Source organism: Streptomyces sp. NPDC127084 (assembly GCF_042724175.1).
Lineage (GTDB): Bacteria > Actinomycetota > Actinomycetes > Streptomycetales > Streptomycetaceae > Streptomyces.
Window position 1 is genome coordinate 47698 of the sequence record NZ_JBHXFA010000036.1, and the last position, 4272, is coordinate 51969.

Genomic DNA, 4272 nt, shown 5'->3' on the forward strand with positions numbered 1-4272 from the left:
CCGCGGACGCGCTCTGTCTCACGCCCCGCCGCCCGCGCGCCGTCCCCCCCCGCGGCGGCCCCGCGCCGCGGGGGGCGCCGCACCCCACCCATCCGGTCCGCCGCACCGCCGGCCCAACGCCATCCGGCCACGTGGAGGAATCTCATGACCACACCTCATCGCATCGTCGATCTCAGCGAGACCCAGCCCAACACCAAGCGCGGAGGCGATCTGCGCGCCATGCTCACGCCCACCACGGTGGGTGCGACGAGCGGGTTCATGGGCCTGGCGATCGTTGAGCCGGGCGACCGCATCGGTGAGCACTACCACCCGTACTCCGAGGAGTTCGTGTACGTCGTCAGCGGAGCACTCGAAGTGGACCTGGACGACGAGACCTACGCGCTCCGCCCGGACCAGGGTCTGCTGATCCCCGCGTACGTACGGCACCGGTTCCGCAACGTGGGCAGCACGGAGGCGCGGATGGTCTTCCATCTGGGCCCGCTGGCCCCGCGGCCGGAACTCGGCCACGTCGACACCGAGGAGACCCCGGCCAAGGCCGGTACCGGAGGGCACCGGCCGCCCGAACGGACAAGGACGGCTTCATGACACGGCGGGTAGCGGTCACCGGCGTCGGCATAGTGGCGCCGGGCGGCGTAGGCATACCGGCGTTCTGGGACCTTCTGGCCAACGGACGCACGGCGACGCGCGGTATCACGCTCTTCGACCCGAAGGGCTTCCGCTCACGTATCGCCGCGGAATGCGACTTCGACCCGGCCACCCACGGCCTTGACCCGGCGACGATCCAGCGCGCGGACCGGTACGTCCAGTTCGCCCTGGTCGCGGCCAGGGAGGCACTGCGTGACGCGGGGCTCGACCCAGACCGGGAAGACTCCTGGCGCATCGGTGTCTCCCTGGGCACCGCGGTCGGCGGCACCACCCGCCTGGAGCACGACTACGTCAAGGTCAGCAGCTCCGGGCGGCGCTGGGACGTCGACCACAGCGAGGCGGAGCCGCATCTGCACCGGGCGTTCGCGCCCAGCACCCTCGCCTCCGAGGTCGCTGAGCAGACCGGTGCCCGGGGACCGGTGCAGACCGTGTCCACGGGCTGCACCTCCGGTCTGGACGCGATCGGCTACGCCTTCCACGCGATAGAGGAGGGGAGGGTCGACGTCTGCGTAGCGGGCGCGTCCGACTCCCCCATATCCCCGATCACGGTGGCCTGCTTCGACGCGATCAAGGCGACCTCCGCCAACAACGACGATCCGGCCCATGCCTCGCGCCCCTTCGACGCGAACCGGGACGGGTTCGTGATGGGTGAGGGCGGAGCCGTTCTCGTCCTGGAGGAGCTCGAACACGCGCGTGCCCGGGGTGCCACCGTGTACTGCGAGGTAGGCGGCTACGCCACCTTCGGCAACGCGTACCACATGACGGGCCTGACCCGGGAGGGTCTGGAGATGGCCCGCGCGATCGACACCGCGCTCGATCACGCCCGGCTCGACGGCTCGGACATCGACTACGTCAACGCGCATGGCTCGGGCACCCAGCAGAACGACCGCCACGAGACGGCCGCCGTCAAGGAGTCGCTGGGGGCACACGCCTACCAGGTGCCGATGAGTTCCATCAAGTCCATGGTGGGCCACTCGCTCGGGGCCATCGGCGCGATTGAGATCGTCGCCTGTGTGCTGGCACTCGCCAACCAGGTGGTGCCGCCGACGGCGAACTACGAGACGCCCGACCCCGAGTGCGATCTCGACTATGTGCCGCGCACGGCGCGCGCTCTCAAGCTGCGCAATGTGCTCTCGGTCGGCAGCGGCTTCGGCGGGTTCCAGTCCGCCGTGGTGCTGACCCGGCCAGGAGGGAGGACAAGATGAGTCCTCGGCAGAACCGGCGTCCGGTCATCACCGGAATGGGTGTCGTCGCCCCCAACGGGGTCGGCACCGACGCCTTCTGGAAGGCCACACGGGAAGGCCTGAGCGTCCTCGACCACATCACCCGGGAGGGTTGCGAGCATCTGCCGGTCCGCATCGCCGGCGAAGTCCGCGGCTTCACACCCGAGTCCGTAGTGGAGGAACGTTTCCTCGTACAGACCGACCGGTTCACGCACTTCGCCATGGCCGCCGCCGACATGGCGCTGGCGGAGGCGCGGATCGTCCCGGGCGACAGCGCCGGCAACCCGTTCGGCATAGGAGTGGTCACCGCCGCCGGATCCGGCGGCGGTGAGTTCGGCCAGCGCGAGCTGCAACGCCTGTGGGGGCAGGGCTCGCGCTATGTCGGCCCGTACCAGTCCATCGCCTGGTTCTACGCGGCGAGCACCGGTCAGATCTCGATCCGCGGCGGCTTCAAGGGCCCCTGCGGTGTGGTGGCGAGCGACGAGGCAGGCGGTCTGGACGCCATCGCGCACGCCGGCCGGGCGATCGCCCGGGGCACCGACACGGTGGTCATCGGCGCGGCCGAGGCACCACTCGCGCCGTACTCACTCGTCTGCCAGCTCGGCTACCGGGAACTGAGTCTGTGCGAGGAGGCCGACCGCGCGTACCGGCCGTTCACCCCGAGCGCCTGCGGTTTCGTACCCGCCGAGGGCGGCGGGATGCTCGTCGTGGAGGCGGAGGCCACGGCCCGCGAGCGGGGCGCCCCGGTGCGCGCGGTCGTGGCGGGTCATGCCGCGACATTCACCGGCGCGTCGCGCTGGCAGCAGTCCCGCGAAGGTCTCGCCCACGCGATCCGTGGAGCCCTCGCGGACGCGGAGTGCGCCCCCGAGGAGATCGACGTCGTGTTCGCGGACGCTCTCGGCATCCCCGAGGCGGACCGGGCCGAGGCCATGGCGATCGCCGACGCCCTGGGCCCGCACTGCACCCGAGTGCCGGTCACCGCCCCCAAGACCGGTACGGGCAGGGCCTACTGCGGCGCCCCGGTGCTGGACACCGCGGCCGCGGTACTCGCCCTCCAGGACGGTCTCATCCCGCCCACACCCAATGTGTTCGACGTGTGCCACGACCTGGAAGTGGTGACCGGCCGGGCACGGCCCGCCGAACTGCGTACGGCCCTGATCCTCAGCCGAGGACTGATGGGCTCGAACTCGGCGCTGGTGCTCAGGCGCGGCGCCGACAACCCCTCGTGAGACGGAGGTCTCTCACATGACCACGCAAATCACCAAGCTGACCATCGAGGAACTGGCCGACCTGATGAAGAAGGGCGCCGGTATCACGGTCGACCCCGCGGAGATGGGCGGCCGGCCCGAGGCCCGGTTCGACGAGTACGGGCTCGACTCGCTCGGCCTGCTGGGCATCGTCGGTGAGCTGGAGAACCGCTACGGCCGCCCGCTGCCGCCCGACGCGGACCGCTGCAAGACCCCGCGCGAGTTCCTCGACCTCGTCAACAACTCCCTCATGGCAGGAGCGTGAAGTGTCCGGGCACACCGAGAACCAGATCATCATCGAGGCACCGCTCGACCTCGTCTGGGACATGACCAACGACATCGAGAACTGGCCCCAGCTGTTCAGCGAGTACGCGTCGGTCGACGTACTCGAACGCGACCGGAACACCACGACGTTCCGGCTGACCATGCACCCCGACGAGAACGGCACGGTGTGGAGCTGGGTGTCGGAGCGCACCACCGACCGCAAGGGGCTGACGGTCCGTGCCCGGCGCGTCGAGACCGGCCCGTTCCAGCACATGGACATCCGCTGGACGTACAAGGAGACCCCGAAGGGTGTCCTGATGCACTGGACGCAGGACTTCGCGATGAAGCCGGAAGCGCCGGTCGACGACGACTGGATGACCGACAACATCAACCGCAACTCCAAGGTCCAGATGCAGCTCATCCGGGACAAGATCGAGCAGCGGGCACGCGAGCGCGACGTCGTCGCGGTCACCACCGACTGACCCAGCCCGTACCCACCGAAGGGACCCTCCCCGATGCACCAAGCTCTGATCGTCGCCCGTATGGCACCCGGCACGGCACCCGACATCGCCAAGGTGTTCGAGGAATCCGACCGGGGTGAACTGCCGGGCCTCGTCGGGGTCACCCGGCGGACGCTGTTCCAATTCGGCGACGTCTATCTGCATCTGATCGAGGCGGACCGGCCCCCCGGACCTGCCGTCGCCAAGGTCGTGGACCACCCTGACTTCCGCGATGTGAGCCACAAGCTCTCCGCGTACGTCAGCGCCTACGACCCCGAGACCTGGCGGAGCCCGAAGGACGCGATGGCGCACGAGTTCTACCGCTGGGAGCGCCGGAACTGAGGTGCGCTGAGCACGGCGCAGAGCCCCCGTCCGATCGGACGGGGGCTCTGC

General features: G+C 70.0%; 6 protein-coding genes. All 6 read left to right on the forward strand.

Features of this window, described 5'->3' with window-relative positions; all coding sequences use genetic code 11:
- The first annotated feature begins 144 nt into the window (after nucleotides 1-144).
- The 6 genes from ACFWI9_RS11620 to ACFWI9_RS11645 are packed head-to-tail and all read left to right on the forward strand — an operon-like array spanning nucleotide 145 to nucleotide 4221.
- A complete protein-coding gene (locus ACFWI9_RS11620; RefSeq protein WP_385568543.1) occupies nucleotides 145-585 on the forward strand; it encodes a cupin domain-containing protein in 441 nt (146 codons plus the stop codon).
- Nucleotides 582-1850 (forward strand): beta-ketoacyl-[acyl-carrier-protein] synthase family protein, encoded by a 1269-nt coding sequence (locus ACFWI9_RS11625; protein WP_387160916.1) that lies wholly within the window; start codon nucleotides 582-584, stop codon nucleotides 1848-1850. The genes ACFWI9_RS11620 and ACFWI9_RS11625 overlap by 4 nt, the downstream gene beginning before the upstream one ends.
- The gene (locus ACFWI9_RS11630; RefSeq protein ID WP_387160919.1) at nucleotides 1847-3097 is read left to right on the forward strand and encodes a ketosynthase chain-length factor; all 1251 of its coding nucleotides are present in this window, start codon (nucleotides 1847-1849) and stop codon (nucleotides 3095-3097) included. The genes ACFWI9_RS11625 and ACFWI9_RS11630 overlap by 4 nt, the downstream gene beginning before the upstream one ends.
- A gap of 16 nt (nucleotides 3098-3113) precedes the next feature.
- Nucleotides 3114-3380 (forward strand): acyl carrier protein, encoded by a 267-nt coding sequence (locus ACFWI9_RS11635; RefSeq protein WP_387160921.1) that lies wholly within the window; start codon nucleotides 3114-3116, stop codon nucleotides 3378-3380.
- 1 nt (nucleotide 3381) lies between these two features.
- Nucleotides 3382-3861, forward strand: a complete 480-nt coding sequence (locus tag ACFWI9_RS11640; RefSeq protein ID WP_387160923.1) for an SRPBCC family protein — start codon at nucleotides 3382-3384, stop codon at nucleotides 3859-3861.
- A 33-nt stretch (nucleotides 3862-3894) separates the two neighbouring features.
- Nucleotides 3895-4221, forward strand: coding sequence for a TcmI family type II polyketide cyclase (locus tag ACFWI9_RS11645; protein ID WP_387160925.1), 327 nt, complete (start codon nucleotides 3895-3897; stop codon nucleotides 4219-4221).
- The last annotated feature ends 51 nt before the right edge of the window (nucleotides 4222-4272 follow it).

What these genes read in the sequence shown, in the direction of transcription:
- ACFWI9_RS11620 (WP_385568543.1), top strand. Translation starts at nt 145, where the DNA reads ATGACCACACCTCATCGCATCGTCGATCTCAGCGAGACCCAGCCCAAC.
- ACFWI9_RS11625 (WP_387160916.1), top strand. Translation starts at nt 582, where the DNA reads ATGACACGGCGGGTAGCGGTCACCGGCGTCGGCATAGTGGCGCCGGGC.
- ACFWI9_RS11630 (WP_387160919.1), top strand. Translation starts at nt 1,847, where the DNA reads ATGAGTCCTCGGCAGAACCGGCGTCCGGTCATCACCGGAATGGGTGTC.
- ACFWI9_RS11635 (WP_387160921.1), top strand. Translation starts at nt 3,114, where the DNA reads ATGACCACGCAAATCACCAAGCTGACCATCGAGGAACTGGCCGACCTG.
- ACFWI9_RS11645 (WP_387160925.1), top strand. Translation starts at nt 3,895, where the DNA reads ATGCACCAAGCTCTGATCGTCGCCCGTATGGCACCCGGCACGGCACCC.